We start from the raw sequence: 15,108 nt of genomic DNA on the forward strand, positions 1-15,108 counted from the left end.
AGCGGGCCAGGGACGCTCACTCCTAGACTGGGCCGATGCGGACGGCGCGGCTGGAGGCGTTCAGTGACGGTGTGCTCGCGTTCATCATCACGATCATGGTGCTCGAGCTGCAGCGGCCCACCGGCTCGACGTTGCACGCGCTGCTGGGCGACCCGCTCAAGGGGCTGTTCACCTACCTGCTGAGCTTCGTCTACATCGGCATCTACTGGAGCAACCACCACCACATGTTCCAGCTGGTCCGCCGGGTCGACGGGGCGATCCTCTGGGCCAACCTCGGGCTGCTCTTCTTCCTGTCGCTCGTCCCCTACTCCACCTCGTGGATGGATGCCCACGGTGGCGCCACGGTGCCCGTCACCGTCTATGGCGTGAACCTGCTGGGCGCCGCCCTCGCCTACTACGTCCTTCAGCAGGCGATCTTCCGTGCCGAGGGGCCGCAGAGCCTGCTTCGGCAGGCCCTGGGCCGAGACCTCAAGGGCAAGCTGAGCCCGGTGATCTACATTGTCGGGATCGTCGGCTCACTGGTGTCCGTGTGGGTCGGCATCGTCGCCTATGTGGCCGTGGCCGTCATCTGGCTGGTGCCCGACCGCCGTGCCGAGCGTTTCATCAACGCCCACCTCGTCCCCGAGGACTGAACGCGCTCGGGGTGCCGCGTCGCGGCATACCCCCTAGGTTGGTCCGAAGCTGCGCCGACGAATCGACCAGGAGCCACCGATGTCTCACCTTGCGCCCTTTGCCGTCCCTGCGGCAGCGAGCACGTTGATCAACGCCACCTGGCTCGACTACACGATGGTGGCGCTCTACTTCGTCTTCGTCCTGGGGATCGGCTTCATCGCGCGGCGGTCGGTCTCGGACTCCATCGACTTCTTCCTCTCGGGGCGCTCGCTCCCCGCATGGGTCACCGGTCTGGCGTTCATCTCGGCCAACCTCGGCGCGGTCGAGATCATGGGCATGTCGGCCAACGGCGCACAGATCGGGCTGCCGACGGTGCACTACTTCTGGGTCGGCGCCATCCCGGCGATGCTGTTCCTCGGCGTGGTGATGATGCCGTTCTACTACGGCTCCAAGGTGCGCTCGGTCCCGGAGTTCATGCTGAGGCGGTTCGGCACCGGCGCCCACCTCGTCAACGCGATCAGCTTCGCGCTCGCCCAGCTGCTCATCGCGGGCGTGAACCTGTACCTGCTGGGGTCGATCGTGCACGCACTCCTGGGGTGGCCGCTGTGGGTGGCGCTGCTGGTGGCGGCCGCGATCGTGCTGTCGTACATCACGCTCGGTGGCCTGTCGGCCGCCATCTACAACGAGGTGCTGCAGTTCTTCGTCATCGTCGCGTCGCTGCTGCCGCTGACGCTGATCGGCCTCCACCGCGTCGGTGGGTGGAGCGGGCTCCAACAGAAGATCACTGCCTTCGCGGGATCGGCACCGGCCAAGGCCGCGGTCGCCCCTGCCGGGCAGCAGCTCCACTCGTGGCCGGGACAGGCGCTGTCAGGGTTCGGCTCCAGCTTCCTCTCCGTGGTGGGGATCGTGTTCGGGCTCGGGTTCGTGCTGTCGTTCGGCTACTGGACGACGAACTTCGTCGAGGTCCAGCGAGCCATGGCCTCCAAGTCGATCTCGGCCGCGCGCAAGACGCCGATCATCGGTGCGTTCCCGAAGATGTTCGTGCCCTTCATCGTCATCCTGCCCGGCATGATCTCTGCGGTCCTCGTCAAGGAGATGGTGCAGCTCAAGGGCGGTGGGTCCCCTCCGGGTGGTGCGTCCGGCCAGGGTGTGAAGTACAACGACGCGCTCCTGCTGCTCATGCGCGATGTGCTGCCCAACGGCCTGCTCGGCCTGGCGATCGCGGGCCTGCTCGCCGCCTTCATGGCGGGCATGGCGGCCAACATCTCGGCGTTCAACACCGTCTTCAGCTACGACCTGTGGCAGCGCTACCTGCGCAAGGACCACACCGACGACTACTACCTGCGGATCGGCCGGCTGGCCACGGTCGCCGCGACGATCATCGCGATCTTCACCGCCTCGATCGCCAGCAGCTTCTCCAACATCATGGACTACCTCCAAACGCTGTTCGGGTTCTTCAACGCGCCGTTGTTCGCGACCTTCATCCTCGGCATGTTCTGGAAGCGCATGACGCCCGCGGCCGGGTGGATCGGCCTGGCCAGCGGCACGCTGTCGGCGGTGGTGGTGGCCTTCCTGAGCAAAGACGCCTTCGGGTCCGCCAGCCTGGGTGTGCTGCCGCTGTCGGGACAGGGGGCGAGCTTCGTCGCGGCGTCCACGGCGTTCGTGGTCGACATCGCGGTCTCGTATGCCGCGTCCCTCGCCACCGAGCCCAAACCCGCGTCCGAGCTGCGAGGGCTCGTCTACTCCGAGACGCCGCGGGAGGACCTGGTCGACCCGGAGGAGGCCAGCCACCCGTGGTTCCAGCGCACCCTGCCGCTGGCCGGCATAGCGCTGGTGCTCGTCCTGATCCTCAACTTCGCCTTCTAGAGGAGCCCCGATGACCGAGAAGACCAGCCCAGCACCGAAGAAGACCGCCGGTGCGTTCGACATCCGCAACATCATCGGCGCCCTGTTGGGCCTCTATGGCGTGATCCTGCTGCTTGCCGGGATCTTCGGCGACACCGCCTCGGCCAAGACCGGGGGCGTCAACGCCAACCTGTGGACCGGGCTGGCGCTGTTGGTGGTCTCTGTGATCTTCCTCGGCTGGGCGCGGCTCAAGCCGATCGTGGTGCCGGCCGATGTCGAGCCGGTGGCCGACGACCCGACCCGCCCGGCCCCTCGCCACCGCCACTAGCTGACCCTGGCCACCGCGACTAGCTGAACTGCCACGAGCGCTTGCTCAGGCCGAACCAGAAGCCGTCGATGACGCTCGTGTTGTCGAGACTGCCCGACTCGTATGCCGCGCCGAGGCTCACGTAGAGCGGCGCCCAGTGCTCGGTGCGCGGGTGCGCCTCGTGGGCTGCCGGCGCCCGGTGCATGAAGTCGAGGATCGCGTCGACGTCCTGACGCTCCAGGGCCTCGGCCGCCCAGTGGTCGAACTCGGCCGACGGTGTCGGCGGCTGGGCGTCGGGACCCGCTCCGGGGTTGAACCAGCGCAGGTTGTGGGTGGTGAAGCCGGAGCCGACGATCAGCGTGCCCTCGTCGCGCAGCGGCGCCAGCTTGCGACCGATCTCGAACAGCGCCCGCGGGTCGAGCGTCGGCATCGACATCTGCAGGACAGGCACGTCGGCGTCCGGGTACATCTCGACCAGCGGGACGTAGGCGCCGTGGTCCAGGCCGCGGGTCTCGTCTCGGTGCACGGGCGTCTGCGAGGAGTGGACCAGCTTGGTGACGCTGTCGGCGAGCGCAGGCGCGCCGGGCGCGGCATACGTCACCTCGTAGTAGTGGCGGGGGAAGCCCCAGAAGTCGTACACGAGAGGCACGTCGCCGCTGGTCGCGCTCAGCGCGAGCGGTGCCTGCTCCCAGTGCGCCGACACCATGAGGATGTTCGTGGGCTTGCCGAAGTCCCGGGACCAGTCGGCGAGCTGCTGGGTCCACACCGGGTCATCCGCCAGCGGCGGGGCCCCGTGGCTCAGGTAGAGCACGGGCTGACGGGATGGGGTGGGCTCGTTCATGTCCCAAGCATACGCTTGCTTGAAGTTTCAATCAATTTATCGGGCCGCTGACGAGACCAGTCAGCCGGAACACGAGCGGCTGGGTTACCGTCATGCCCGTTGCCATGTCCGCGCTGTGACGAATCCGCAGCACATGGGAGCAGGAGTGAGGTTGGATCTGTGAGTACGGGGCGCAAGCTCGTCATCGTCGAGTCGCCGGCCAAGGCGAAGACCATCGGCGGCTATCTGGGCAAGGACTGGGACGTCGAGGCCTCCGTCGGGCACATCCGCGACATCCCGACCCCGTCGGAGATGCCCGCTGAGATCAAGAAGGGGCCGTTCGGCCGGTTCGGCGTCGATGTCGACAAGGGCTTCGAGGCCTACTACGTCGTCGACACGGACAAGAAGAAGAAGGTCTCCGAGCTCAAGCGTCTCCTGAAGGGCGCCGACGAGCTCTATCTCGCCACGGACGAGGACCGCGAGGGCGAGGCCATCGCCTGGCACCTGCTCGAGGTGCTCCAGCCCAAGGTCCCGGTCAAGCGCATGGTGTTCCACGAGATCACCAAGGAGGCCATCCAGCGCGCCGCCAACAGCACCCGAGACCTCGACACCGCGCTCGTGGACGCCCAGGAGACGCGCCGCATCCTCGACCGCCTCTACGGCTACGAGGTCAGCCCGGTCCTGTGGCGCAAGGTCAAGGCGGGGCTGTCCGCCGGCCGCGTCCAGTCCGTGGCGACCCGCATGGTGGTCGAGCGGGAGCGCGAGCGGATGGCGTTCGTCCGCGCGTCCTACTGGGATGTCGTCGGCGACTTCACTCCGGACGGCGCCGGCAACCAGTTCCAGGCGCGGCTCAGCGTCGTCGACGAGGCGCGCGTGGCCACCGGCCGCGACTTCGCCGACGACGGCACCCTCAAGAGCAAGGGTGTCGTCCACCTCGACGAGGCGACCGCTCGCTCCATCGCCACGCAGGTCCTCGATGCTCAGGTCCGCGTCACCTCGGTCCAGGAGAAGCCCTACACCCGGCGTCCCTCAGCCCCCTTCACCACGAGCACGCTCCAGCAGGAGGCGTCGCGCAAGCTGCGGCTGTCCTCCAAGAACGCCATGCGCGTGGCCCAACGCCTCTACGAGAACGGCTACATCACCTACATGCGTACCGACAGCACCACGCTGTCGGAGGCCGCTCTCACGGCGGCACGCCAACAGGCGAGGGACCTGTATGGCGCGGACTACGTCCCCGACGCTCCTCGCCGCTACGAGAAGAAGGTCAAGAACGCCCAGGAGGCGCACGAGGCGATCCGTCCCGCGGGCGACCGGTTCCGCACCCCGGCGCAGGTCGCGGGCGAGCTGCGCGGCGACGAGTTCGCTCTGTACGAGCTGATCTGGAAGCGCACCGTCGCCTCGCAGATGGCCGATGCCCGCGGGTCCACCGCGACGGTCAAGCTCGGCGGCACGCTCGAGGACGGCAAGCTCGTCGAGTTCAGCGCCTCCGGCACTGTCATCACGTTCCGCGGCTTCCTCGCGGCATACGAGGAGGGCCGTGACGAGGAGCGCGCGAGCCGCGCCGCCGAGGCTGAGGAGGAGCGCCGCCTGCCCAAGCTCAGCGAGGGCGTGGCGATCACCACGCTGCGCGCAGAGGCCGACGGCCACGAGACCTCGCCGCCGCCGCGCTACACCGAGGCGACCCTGGTCAAAGCCATGGAGGAGAAGGGCATCGGTCGCCCGTCGACCTATGCCTCGACCGTGGGCACGATCCAGGACCGCGGCTACGTCAACACCCGCGGCAACGCCCTCATCCCCACCTGGCTCGCGTTCGCGGTGACCCGCCTCCTGGAGGAGCACTTCTCCGAGCTGGTCGACTACGACTTCACCGCCTCGATGGAGGAGGACCTCGACCGCATCGCCGGTGGCGACGAGCAGCGCGCGGCGTGGTTGCACCGGTTCTACTTCGGCCACGACCTCGACGGCGGTCCCGAGCGCGCCGGCCACGGGCTCAAACATCTGGTCGAGGACCTGGGTGAGATCGACGCCCGCGAGATCTCGACCATCCCGATCGGCGACGGCATCGTGGTCCGGGTGGGTCGCTACGGGCCGTACGTCGAGGAGACCATCCCCGCAGGCGTGGACCCCGCTACGGGCGAGATGGCCGAGGGCGCGAGCGAGACGCCTCGCCGCGCCACGATCAACGACGACATCGCGCCCGACGAGATGACGCCGGCCAAGGCGCGGGAGCTGCTCGAGCAGTCTGCCGACGACGGCAGGGTGCTCGGCCAGGACCCGGAGACCGGGAGGGACATCGTCGCCAAGGCCGGCCGGTACGGGCCGTACGTCACCGAGGTCCTCCCCGAGGACGCAGCCGACGCAGCGGGCGGCTCCAAGGCCCGCGGCAAGGCCAAGGCCAAGCCGCGCACGGCCAGCCTGTTCAAGGACATGGACCTCGCGAGCCTCGACCTCGAGACCGCCCTACAGCTGCTCAGCCTGCCGCGGGTCGTCGGTGCCGACGCCGAGGGTGTGGAGATCACGGCGCAGAACGGCCGGTACGGGCCCTATCTGAAGCGGGGGACCGACTCGCGCAGCCTGTCGAGCGAGCAGCAGCTCTTCGACATCACGCTCGAGGAGGCGCTCGCCATCTACGCCCAGCCCAAGCAGCGGGGACGTGCCGCCACAGCGCCGCTGAAGGAGCTGGGTGACGACCCCGTGTCGGGCCGGCCCATGGTGGTCAAGGACGGCCGCTTCGGGCCCTACGTCACCGACGGCGAGACGAACGCGACGCTGCGCAAGGACGACGAACCCGAGTCCATCACGCCCGAGCGGGGCGCCGAGCTGCTCGCCGAGAAGCGCGCCAAGGGCCCGACGACGCGCAAGCGGGTGGCCAAGAAGACGACCAAGAAGACGGCGACCAAGAAGACCGCCGCCAAGAAGACGGCTGCCAAGAAGGGCACCGCCACGAAGGCCACCGCCAAGAGGTCCTGACTCGGCGGGGGTGCGCTCATGGTGGTCCGCGAGCCGGCCGGCCAGGCGGTGCTCCAGGCCAGGGGGCTGACGAAGGCCTTCGGGTCAGTCCTCGCCGTCTCCGACCTCGACCTGGCCGTCGTCGCGGGATCCGTCCACGCCCTCCTCGGACCGCCCGCGTCGGGCAAGACGACCGTGCTCAACCTCGTCTCGGGCTATCTGGTGCCGGACTCGGGCGAGGTGCTCGTCGACGGGCTGGACGTCTCGGGCCTGGATCCTGAGCAGCTGGTGCGTCGTGGAGTGGCGCGCTGCTTCGCCATCGCGGGCCTCTTCGCCGCGCTGCCGGTGGCGGACTACGTGCGGCTCGTGCTCGACAGGTCCCGGGCGGCCTCAGCCACCGACCTGGGCGTGGACGCCGTGCTGGCCCGGGCTGGGCTGGGTGACCTGGGCGCGGCGTCGCTGGGCTCTCTGCGGGCAGTCCCGAGCAGGGCCCTCGAGGTGGCGCTGACCCTGGCGTCCGACCCCCGCGTGGTGATCCTCGACGAGCCCAGCGCCGGCTTGAGCCCACCGGAGGTGGAACGGCTGGCAGGGGTGCTGGCGCACGGCTGCCAGGGGCGCGCGGTGCTCCTGGCCGACCACAACCTTCGTCTGGTGGCCGCGTTGGCCGACACGGTCAGCGTCCTGCGCGCGGGGCAGGTCGTGGCGCACGGCACCTATGCCGAGGTGCGCCGCGAGGCGCTGCTCGCGGCATACGAAGATCCGTGAACCGAGCATCCTTCCCCCGATCAGCACTTTCGGAGGCCATCGTCCAGCAGCAAGGGGCGTCTGGGTAAAGATCGTCGGCGAATTGCCCCGCATGTCCCCTGAGTGCGGGTATGGTCACCGGGCGGTGGCGTGCAGCCACGTGGGGATGCGGGCCATCGCTGGGTGAGCGATCCTCAGGGGATCGTGCGATAGTGAAAAGGCGGTGGGGCGACATGACTGAGGAGTCGATCCACCTGTCTGCTTCGCTTGACAACGTGCGAGAGGGTGCCGGCCCGTGACCGACCCCGCACCCGGCCGGCTTCGCGACCACCCCCACGCCCTCCGTCTCCAGGTCGCCAACACCATCGACGGTCTCGGCACCTACGTGGGTCTGGCCGCGCTGATCGTCATGGGCTACCACTCCACCCTCCTACTGGGCACCGCCATGGTGCTGGCGGCCCATATCCTCCCCGGACTGCTTGTCGCCTTCTTCGTCGCACCGCGGCTCCAGCACCGCCAGCGACGCCCGCTGCTGCTCATGACGAACGCCCTGGGGGTGCTCGCGCTGGTGCCGGCGATCGCCGCGCCGAGCGGCGCCACGGCGATCCTCGCGGCCGCATTGCTCGGCGCGACCAGCGTCGCGACCCGCGGCGTCCAGATGGCGGCGTTGGCCGAGGCGGTGCCGGCCAGTGTCCGGGGGCGCTTCTACGGTGTGGCCGGGTCGTTCTCCCAAGGGGTCCAGGTGGTCGGCCTCGCTGGGGGCGGTGCCATCGCGGCGGCCCTCAGTCCTCGCGCCGCCCTGCTGATCGACGCTGGCAGCTTCACCGTCGCCGCGCTCGTCATCGCCACGATCCGCTTCGCTCGGGTCGTGCCGGTCCGCGCGGCGACGTCCCCCCGGCCGGTCATGGGCAGCGCCCTTCAGGTCGTGTGGTCGAACCCCCTGCTGCGCATGCTGGCGTGCGTCACGTGGCTGGGCGCCCTCGCGGGCACCGTTCCCGAGATCGCGAGCCCTGCCGTGACGAGCACGAACCTCCTGCCCATGGTGATGGCTGCCTCGCCGGCCGGTGGCGCCGTCGCCGCCCTGGTGGGCACGCGCCTCGGTATCTTCAGCCGCGTCGTCGACACGCTGCGGCTGGCCGTCGTCTCGGGGGCGTCACTCATGCTGCTGGGTGGAGGCATGTATGCCGCCATGGCCTATCCCGCCGACTCCGTCACCCGGGCGCTCTACGGCGTCCTGGCCAATGCGCTCATCGGTGGCCTGTGGGTCTGGTTCCTGGGGATGATGACCGCCTTTGCCGAGTACACGCCACCCACCGAGACCGTGGCGGTCGGGTCGTTCATGTCGTGGAGCGTCGGCGCCGCCAGCGGGGTCGGTGGGTTCGTCGTGGCCCTGCTCGGTGTGGCGGGCGGGTATACCGCACTGGGCCTCCTGCTCCTCCCTGCCGCGATGTGGGGGCTGCGGCTGGTGACTCCGGCGATGCCACTGTCCATGGGGATGCCGAACGCCGACGCGGATCACCCGGGCTCACCGGGGACCGGGGTCGTCCCACCGTCGTGAGTGGCGGACGGGGCGGTGTCGTCCCGCCGTGGTTGGGGCTGGGGTTGTGGGCCGGTGTCGGCCCGCTGGCCTAGGCTCACCGCGTGACCGATGGACTCTTCATCGCCTTCGAGGGTGGCGACGGCGCTGGCAAGTCCACCCAGGTGGAGCTGCTGCGCGCTGCTCTGGAGGCGAGGGGCCGCACCGTCACGGTGACGCGGCAGCCGGGAGGCACCCGCCTCGGGCAGCAGATCCGCGACCTCGTGCTGCACGGCGAGCATGTCGCCCCACGTGCCGAGGCGCTGCTGTTCGCCGCAGACAAGGCCCACCACGTCGAGGAGCTCATCGTTCCGGCGTTGCGTGCCGGTCACGTCGTGCTGACCGACCGCTACACCGACTCCTCGGTGGCCTACCAGGGTGCGGGCCGGTCACTCGGCGCGCAGGAGATCCACGACCTGGCCATGTGGGCGGTCGACGACCTGGTGCCCGACCTCACCGTCATCGTCGACATCTCCGCGGCCGAGGGGCGGCGCCGGCGAGGTGAGGTGCACGACCGCCTCGAGTCCGAGCAGGACGACTTCCACGAGGCCATCCGCGCGCACTTCCTGGCCATGGCCGCCGGCAACCCGCAGCGCTATCTCGTCGTCGATGGCCTGGCCGCCCCTGGCGAGATCCACGAGCAGGTCCTCGCGCGACTGGATGCCATGGGGGTGCTGCCATGACGGTCTGGCAGGACGTCATCGGCCAGGACTCGGCCGTGGCGACGCTCCAGCGCGCCGCCGATGACCCGGCCGCGATGACTCATGCGTGGCTGCTGACCGGGCCGCCCGGGTCGGGCCGATCGGTCGCTGCCCGGGCGTTCGCGGGCGCCCTCGAGTGCCCCCGGCACGGCTGCGGCGAGTGCCGTGAGTGCCGCACGGCGGTCGACGGCACCCACGCAGACGTCGATGTCGTCGCGACCGAGGGGCTGTCGATCAAGGTCGAGCAGGCGCGCGAGCTCGCTGCGATGTCGGCGCTGCGACCCTCGGTCGGCCCCTGGCGCGTCATCATCATCGAGGACGCCGACCGGCTCACCGAGCGAGCGGCCGACGCCCTTCTCAAGGCGCTGGAGGAGCCCGTCCCGCGCACGGTCTGGGTGTTGTGCGCTCCGTCGGTCGAGGATGTCGTCATCACCATCCGCTCTCGCTCGCGCCATCTGCGGCTGCGCACGCCGCCGGTGGAGGCCGTTGCCGACCTGCTTCACCGGCGCGACGGGGTGGAGCTCCCCATGGCCTTGTATGCCGCGAGGGCGGCCCAGAGCCACGTCGGCCTGGCCAGACGGCTGGCCCGCGATGAGGCGGCCCGCATCCGCCGACGCGATGTCGTGGGCATGGCCGTGCGCATCCATGGGGTCGGTGAGGCGATCGACGCGGCGGCCGACCTCGCCGCGATCGCCGACGAGGAGTCCACCGCCGCCGCGGCCGAGCGGGACGGTGCCGAGCGACAGCGGCTGCTCGAGGTCCTCGGCGCGGACCCGACCGCACGCACGCAGCCACCCCACATCCGCAGCCAGCTGTCGGCGCTCGAGCGCGAACAGAAGGCGCGGGCCACTCGGCATTCTCGTGATGTGCTCGACCGCTCGCTCGTCGACCTGCTCTCGGTCTATCGCGATGCCCTGGTGCTCTACAGTGGCGCGGGTGTCGGCCTGGTGAACCACGACAACCTCGCGCTCGTCCAGTCCCTCGCACGTGCCCTCTCTCCTGACCGGCTACTCACGGCCATGGATGCCATCGGCACGGCGCGCGAGCGGATCGGTCTCAACGTCGCCCCGTTGCTGGCCCTGGAGGCGATGGCGATCTCGCTGCGCCTCCCACGGTCCGCCTGACCCAGCGGGTCGGGATACGGTCGGGGGCATGAGGGTGCAGCGCAATGTCCTGGTCGCCGCGGCGGCGGCGCTTGCCGTGGGGCTGGCCGGGTGCTCGATGGGCTCCGGTCCGTCGCCGGCCATCACCTCCGGGGCGAGTATCCCGCGGACGCCCCCGGCGGGCACGTCGGGCCTCGCGCGGTTCTATGCCCAGAACCTCGACTGGCACAGCTGCGGTGAGGCCGACTGTGCCGGGCTTTCCGTCCCCCTCGACTACGCCAAGCCCGAGGGCACATCCATCACCGTCCAGGTGCTGCGCATGCGCGCGACAGATCCCAGCCAGCGGATCGGCTCCTTGGTCGTCAACCCCGGCGGTCCGGGCGGGTCCGGGGTCGACTATGCGCGCGCCGCCGACTACATCGTGGGTCGGCCGGTCCGGCAGCGCTTCGACATCGTGGGCTTCGACCCGCGCGGCGTCGGGCGTTCCCACCCCGTGACCTGCCTGCCCGACGCCCAGATGGACGCCTTCCTCGGACAGGACCCCACGCCTGACGACGCCGCCGAGGAGCAGGCGTTCGCCGCCTCGAGTGCGAAGTTCGCGCAGGGCTGCGTCCAGCACACCGGGCCGCTCATCGGCCATATCTCGACCCAGGACGCCGCTCGCGACATGGACATCCTGCGTTCGGCCCTCGGCGACCCCAAGCTCAACTACCTCGGCAAGTCCTATGGCACCCTCCTCGGTGCCACGTATGCCGGGCTCTTCCCCACGCTCGTGGGTCGGTTCGTCCTCGACGGGGTGGTGCCGCCCGATGCCACGCCCGCCGAGGTGTCGATCGGTCAGGCCGAGGGCTTCGAGCGTGCGACTCGTGCCTGGGCTCAGGACTGTGTCAGCCACGGGTGCCCTCTCGGCGGGTCCGTGGATGCGGTCATGGCCGGCATGCGCGACCTGCTGAAGCGGTTGGACGCCCACCCCGTGCCCATGAGCGACGGCCGGCTGAGCCAGCTCACCGAGGGCTGGGCCGCGACGGGGATCGCCCAGGCGATGTACGACCAGGGGTCCTGGCCCAGGCTCACCTCCGCGCTGCGCCAGGTGGTCGACGACAACAACGGCACCGACCTCATGAAGCTCGCCGACGACTACGCCGAGCGCAACCCACAAGGGCACTACACGAGCAACCTCCTGGCGGCCTTCTACGGTGTCTCCTGCCTCGACAGCCCCGACAGCTCAGACCCCAAGGTCTTCGAGCAGCGGGCGAAGGAGGCAAGCATCAAGGCGCCGACCTGGGGTGCCTTCCTTGCCTGGGGGAGCTTCGTCTGCGGGCAGTGGCCCGTGAAGTCGGCGAGCGGTGGCCCACACACCATCAGCGCCAAGGGCAGCGGGCCCATCGTCGTCGTCGGCACCACGCGCGACCCCGCGACGCCCTACGAGTGGTCGGTGCGGCTGCGCAAGGAGCTCGCCAACGCCCGACTGCTGACGTTCGACGGTGACGGGCACACGGCATACGCCCGCTCGAACAGCTGCGTGGACTCCGCGATCGACGACTACTACACGCAGGGCACCTTGTTCCCCGACGGGCTGAGGTGCTGACCGCGGTTCGGTGATTGCGGCGGTCATCCGTATACTCATGCCTCGTGCCCACCCCGGCATGTGCCGCCTTAGCTCAGTCGGCCAGAGCGATTCACTCGTAATGAATAGGTCATCGGTTCGATTCCGATAGGCGGCTCCAGCAGACGCCCTCGACTCCGGTCGGGGGCGTCTCTGCGTGTCGGGACACTCGGCGGGCGGCTAACCGAACGCGCGGTCAGATCGACGGTGGAGCCTGTCGAAGGATGAGGTGTGCGAGCTGACCGAGCTGCCGATAAGGATCGGTGGAGCCAAGGCGTTCTTCCACTGCCAGCAACGCCGCGAGGGTCGCCGGGTCGGACGGGGGCGGTGGGTCGAGCTCCTCGGGATCCACGGCGATCCGTATGCCGTACCAGTCCTCCAGCGCGAGGCCGTGCGCCGCTGCGGCGGCGACGAGCGCGTCGAACCGGTCAGCGCGTGCCGCCGCCCCGATCTCGTTGAGATAGCGCATGTCTCGGCGCTGCGCGTTCGCGGCGTCGTACTCCTCGAATGCGGCCAGGGTGCCGAGCCAGTCTTGGCGGGCGGCCGGTCGCCACAACGCCGAACTCGTGGTGCGCACCGCCAGGGCAAGCATCCCGCCGGTCGCGACGTGCGCGGCGAGCTCTGCGATGACGGGTTCACTCGACGGCAGGTACATCATCACGCCCAGCAGCAGCACGACATCGAAACGGTCGCCGTGGGTCACTGACGCGAGGCCGCCGAGGGCTCCAGCTCGGAGGGAGACTCGCGCACGAACATCCGCAGGTTCGTTCGCCAGTGCTGCCGCGAAGGCTGCGCGCAGCTGCGGATCGGGTTCGACTGCGAGGACCTCGTGACCGGCGGCCGCGAGGCGGATCGACTGCGTGCCCTGGCCCGCGCCGACGTCGAGGACTCTGGCCGGGCGCCGGTGCAGGTGTCTGGCCAGCTGGCGAGAGATCATCTCCTGCCGAACCACGTTCCGGACGTTGCCCAGCCCCCCGAGCCAGCCCGGACGACCTTCGTCGAAAGTGCCCTGGATGACATTGCCGCCGCTCGCTGTCACGCCGGCGATGTTACGCATGACCGTGGTCGGTGCCTGCGGCCATTCCGCGAACTATCCTGGCGTTCAGCCTGTCCGCGGTCGGCAACCCGGGGTGGCCAGGGCTCACCTCTGCTTTGTCCGCTTTCGCTGGAGCGCAAGCGGCAGCGCGAGCCAGGCGAGCAGGAAGAACGTCAGCGAACAGACCGACGCCACCACGGCCGCGACGGCACCGACCACGAAGCTGAAGATGAGCGCCAGCACGGTGGTGATGGTGAGGCTCAAAGCCACCAGTCCGGCCTTCGCGAGTGCGTCACCCGCGTCCACGAGTACGTCCTTCTCGTGGTGGCGGAACAGCAGCCGGTGCGCGCTGACCGGGGCCACGAGCAGACCGGTCGCCACCGTGCCGAGGCCGATCGCCACGAGATAGAGGGCTTCTTGGGTGTGGTCCAGATGGGTGAACCGCGCCTGGAACGGCAGGGTCAGCAGGAAGCCTGACAGGATCTGGACGCCCGTCTGCGTGACCCGCAGCTCCTGGAGGAGCTCTGACCAGTTGCGGTCCATCTTCTCGGCCGGCGTCTCGCTGCGCTGTGTGTCCATGGGTGCCTCCAACCGCATCTTGCCTGGTCAGCTGACCCAGTGGTGAGCCGAGAACGCTAGCGCCAACACGAAGACCAGGGGCAGGCACAGAGCGGGGACCGCCACCTTGAGCCACCCCCAGCCGGGACGCGTCGCCAGCTCGGCCACGAGGATGTAGCCGGGGAACCACGTGAGCGCATACCGGGGCGCCGAGGTGAACATGTTCGAGAACAGCAGGACCGCCACGCTCAGACCCACGTAGGCCACCTCCGGCCATCGCCGCACGGCCACCAGGATGCCCACGAGCAGGATGCCGGCGACGACGACGAGCAGGTCTGCCCAGCGCGAGATGAGCAGGTCGGGGGACGTGGTGCTGTGGATCGCCCGCCAGGCCGTCGAGAACCCCTGCCATGGCCACGCCGACTGCCGTCGCCAGCCGGCGATCTCAGCCCGGTGCCACTCGTCGAGCGAGCCGGTCGTGGCGAAGAGGAACCCGAAGAACCCGGCCGTCACCACGAAGGGGATCAGCAGGGCCGCGGCGTCCCAGCGGGGCCGCCACCGACCTTCGGCGCGCAGCTGACCGGCATACATCACGGCCAGTGCCAGCGCCAGGAAGATGCCGTTCACGCGCACCCCGGAAGCCGCGCCGGCCAAGGCGCCGGCCCACCACCAGCGGCGCCGGGTGGCCATCCACCAGGCCGACAGGACCAGTGCCAGGAACGTCGACTCGCTGTATGCCGCGGTGAGGAACACGCCGTAGGGCGCGACAGCGAGGAAGAGGACGGCGACGGTCGCCGTCCGGGGGCCTCGGGTGGCGGCCACCAGCCGCCACAGCATCGCGGCGGCCACGATGCCGGCCACCAGTGAGACGAGCAAGGCGGCGGCCAGCGAGCCCCCGGTGAGTGGTGCCGTCACGGCGATCAGCAACGGGTAGCCGGGGAAGAAGGCCTGGTCGCAGCAGGGGAGGTGGGCGGGGAAGTAGCCAAGGTCGGCGATGCGCAGGAAGTGCAGCGAGTCCCAGTACGCGAACCGCTGGAGCATCCACTGACCTGGGTGATGCGCCAGGCCCGCACGGTCGACCCCGATGACCCACGAAGCGGCGAGAACGAACACGACCACCGAGATGCGGCTGCCGACCCAGAGTCCGAGGGGCTGGGCTGCGGCACGCGCGAGACGCCTTGACGTGGCTCTGGGGGCAGGGCGGTCCACAGAGTCCATGAGTTCGAAACTACCCGAGGGTCGCCGGGTCGG

13 protein-coding genes and 1 tRNA gene are annotated in these 15,108 nt (G+C 69.8%); 10 read left to right on the top strand and 4 right to left on the bottom strand.

Annotated features, from left to right (window positions below; genetic code table 11):
- Nucleotides 1-35: 35 nt before the first annotated feature.
- The 3 genes from VGN50_RS02620 (at nt 36) to VGN50_RS02630 (ending at nt 2,785) form a co-directional block, all read left to right on the top strand.
- Nucleotides 36-632: a TMEM175 family protein gene (locus tag VGN50_RS02620; protein WP_327443079.1), complete on the top strand. Its 597-nt coding sequence runs from the start codon at nt 36-38 to the stop codon at nt 630-632.
- 79 nt (nt 633-711) lie between these two features.
- The gene (locus VGN50_RS02625) at nt 712-2,478 is read left to right on the top strand and encodes a sodium:solute symporter family protein (RefSeq protein ID WP_327443080.1); all 1,767 of its coding nucleotides are present in this window, start codon (nt 712-714) and stop codon (nt 2,476-2,478) included.
- Nucleotides 2,479-2,488: 10 nt separating this feature from the next.
- Nucleotides 2,489-2,785: a hypothetical protein gene (locus VGN50_RS02630; RefSeq protein ID WP_327443081.1), complete on the top strand. Its 297-nt coding sequence runs from the start codon at nt 2,489-2,491 to the stop codon at nt 2,783-2,785.
- Nucleotides 2,786-2,804: 19 nt separating this feature from the next.
- Here the strand turns inward: VGN50_RS02630 and VGN50_RS02635 are convergent, their stop codons facing one another.
- Nucleotides 2,805-3,605 (bottom strand): class III extradiol ring-cleavage dioxygenase, encoded by an 801-nt coding sequence (locus VGN50_RS02635; protein WP_327443082.1) that lies wholly within the window; start codon nt 3,603-3,605, stop codon nt 2,805-2,807.
- A gap of 159 nt (nt 3,606-3,764) precedes the next feature.
- On the opposite strand from VGN50_RS02635, the gene topA reads away from it, so the two are divergent.
- From topA to VGN50_RS02670, 7 genes are all read left to right on the top strand, one after another.
- Complete coding sequence (topA, locus tag VGN50_RS02640; protein WP_327443083.1) at nt 3,765-6,554, top strand: type I DNA topoisomerase; 2,790 nt, start codon at nt 3,765-3,767, stop codon at nt 6,552-6,554.
- Nucleotides 6,555-6,572: 18 nt separating this feature from the next.
- On the top strand, nt 6,573-7,298 hold the full coding sequence (locus VGN50_RS02645) for an ATP-binding cassette domain-containing protein (protein WP_327443084.1): 726 nt from the start codon (nt 6,573-6,575) through the stop codon (nt 7,296-7,298).
- 274 nt (nt 7,299-7,572) lie between these two features.
- Nucleotides 7,573-8,835, top strand: coding sequence for an MFS transporter (locus tag VGN50_RS02650; RefSeq protein WP_327443085.1), 1,263 nt, complete (start codon nt 7,573-7,575; stop codon nt 8,833-8,835).
- A gap of 83 nt (nt 8,836-8,918) precedes the next feature.
- Nucleotides 8,919-9,536 (top strand): dTMP kinase, encoded by a 618-nt coding sequence (tmk, locus tag VGN50_RS02655; protein ID WP_327443086.1) that lies wholly within the window; start codon nt 8,919-8,921, stop codon nt 9,534-9,536.
- Entirely contained in the window at nt 9,533-10,678 is a 1,146-nt protein-coding gene (locus VGN50_RS02660) for a DNA polymerase III subunit delta' (protein WP_327443087.1), read from the top strand. The genes tmk and VGN50_RS02660 overlap by 4 nt, the downstream gene beginning before the upstream one ends.
- A 28-nt stretch (nt 10,679-10,706) precedes the next feature.
- Complete coding sequence (locus VGN50_RS02665; RefSeq protein WP_327443088.1) at nt 10,707-12,245, top strand: alpha/beta hydrolase; 1,539 nt, start codon at nt 10,707-10,709, stop codon at nt 12,243-12,245.
- A gap of 62 nt (nt 12,246-12,307) precedes the next feature.
- Nucleotides 12,308-12,384 (top strand) — tRNA-Thr (locus VGN50_RS02670).
- Nucleotides 12,385-12,459: 75 nt separating this feature from the next.
- Here the strand turns inward: VGN50_RS02670 and VGN50_RS02675 are convergent.
- From VGN50_RS02675 to VGN50_RS02685, 3 genes are all read right to left on the bottom strand, one after another.
- Nucleotides 12,460-13,302, bottom strand: coding sequence for a class I SAM-dependent methyltransferase (locus VGN50_RS02675; protein WP_327443089.1), 843 nt, complete (start codon nt 13,300-13,302; stop codon nt 12,460-12,462).
- Between the two features lie 102 nt (nt 13,303-13,404).
- Nucleotides 13,405-13,878 carry a DUF6328 family protein gene (locus tag VGN50_RS02680; RefSeq protein ID WP_327443090.1) on the bottom strand — a complete coding sequence of 158 codons (474 nt, stop codon included), beginning with the start codon at nt 13,876-13,878 and terminating at the stop codon, nt 13,405-13,407.
- A 27-nt stretch (nt 13,879-13,905) separates the two neighbouring features.
- Complete coding sequence (locus tag VGN50_RS02685) at nt 13,906-14,976, bottom strand: mannosyltransferase family protein (RefSeq protein ID WP_327443091.1); 1,071 nt, start codon at nt 14,974-14,976, stop codon at nt 13,906-13,908.
- Between the last annotated feature and the right edge of the window lie 132 nt (nt 14,977-15,108).

The sequence above is a fragment of the Pedococcus sp. genome (genome assembly GCF_036000045.1).
Taxonomy (GTDB): domain Bacteria; phylum Actinomycetota; class Actinomycetes; order Actinomycetales; family Dermatophilaceae; genus Pedococcus.

Coding starts and splice junctions, on each gene's coding strand:
- VGN50_RS02620 (WP_327443079.1), top strand. CDS start 36: ATGCGGACGGCGCGGCTGGAGGCGTTCAGTGACGGTGTGCTCGCGTTC.
- VGN50_RS02645 (WP_327443084.1), top strand. CDS start 6,573: ATGGTGGTCCGCGAGCCGGCCGGCCAGGCGGTGCTCCAGGCCAGGGGG.
- VGN50_RS02660 (WP_327443087.1), top strand. CDS start 9,533: ATGACGGTCTGGCAGGACGTCATCGGCCAGGACTCGGCCGTGGCGACG.
- VGN50_RS02635 (WP_327443082.1), bottom strand. CDS start 3,605: ATGAACGAGCCCACCCCATCCCGTCAGCCCGTGCTCTACCTGAGCCAC.
- VGN50_RS02630 (WP_327443081.1), top strand. CDS start 2,489: ATGACCGAGAAGACCAGCCCAGCACCGAAGAAGACCGCCGGTGCGTTC.
- VGN50_RS02665 (WP_327443088.1), top strand. CDS start 10,707: ATGAGGGTGCAGCGCAATGTCCTGGTCGCCGCGGCGGCGGCGCTTGCC.
- VGN50_RS02680 (WP_327443090.1), bottom strand. CDS start 13,878: ATGGACACACAGCGCAGCGAGACGCCGGCCGAGAAGATGGACCGCAAC.
- VGN50_RS02625 (WP_327443080.1), top strand. CDS start 712: ATGTCTCACCTTGCGCCCTTTGCCGTCCCTGCGGCAGCGAGCACGTTG.